This window comes from uncultured Algibacter sp., assembly GCF_947495925.1.
Lineage (GTDB): Bacteria > Bacteroidota > Bacteroidia > Flavobacteriales > Flavobacteriaceae > Algibacter_E.
The window spans coordinates 1-784 of sequence record NZ_CANMAU010000030.1 but is presented as its reverse complement, the minus strand read 5'-3'; the positions used below and the strand labels follow the sequence as shown (position 1 = coordinate 784).

Here is a 784-nt window from a genome sequence, read left to right as displayed (position 1 = left end):
TACAACGGTTACGTATATGAAATGTTGCGTGTTTGTGTGCGAGGATTTTCCGAAGGAAAATCAGATGCAAGCAAACAAAGCAACTTACATTGGTTTAGCTAAAACTAGCAATTTTTTTTATACGGTGTTGTAGGTAGTGTTTATTGACTAGGTATTTCTCCTTTAATCCATTGTTCTTTCTGTTTATATCCAGCATTTACAAAGAGGAAATTTTCTTTTTCAAAATCAACAAGACCTAAGGCTATAACCATATGTTTTTCTTCTTTTAAGTATTCTTCTTTAGCATCGTTTTGGTCAATTTTATTCAAATAACCAACTACTCTAATCTTATCCCCAATTATGTTACTCTCATTTTTGAACATTAAGACAGTCCATAAATATTTATTATCCCCTAATTCTAATTTGTAAAAAGGTGTATTGTTTCTACTATTTTTTACTTCAAGAATCTTTCCATCAAACGCAATCGTTTTATTCTCAAACTTTTTGATTTTTTTTAATTTTGATTGGTCAAAGTTTGTCGGAAAAGATTTTTCAGTCACTTTGGTAGTTTGTGCGGATGAAAGTCCAAAAGAGCAAATTAAAAAGACTAAAATTAAGGTGTTTTTCATTTATGGTGCGTTTTTTACATTCTGACTAACGTAAAATTATGTTGCTAAAAATCAGTGATTTAAAAATATTCCTATTTCTCATCTTTTCTTAAATTTTCAATCCCAATTTACTCAATTTTTCGTTAGCCAACTTACTGAAGAAATTTTTGAGTTCTATGGGGGATTACCTACAACGG

At 29.8% G+C, this 784-nt stretch carries 1 protein-coding gene; it reads right to left on the bottom strand.

All coding sequences use genetic code 11. The features are described 5' to 3' along the window. Window positions 1-140: 140 nt before the first annotated feature. Window positions 141-608 carry a hypothetical protein gene (locus Q0857_RS16880; RefSeq protein ID WP_298538076.1) on the bottom strand — a complete coding sequence of 156 codons (468 nt, stop codon included), beginning with the start codon at window positions 606-608 and terminating at the stop codon, window positions 141-143. Window positions 609-784 lie beyond the last annotated feature (176 nt).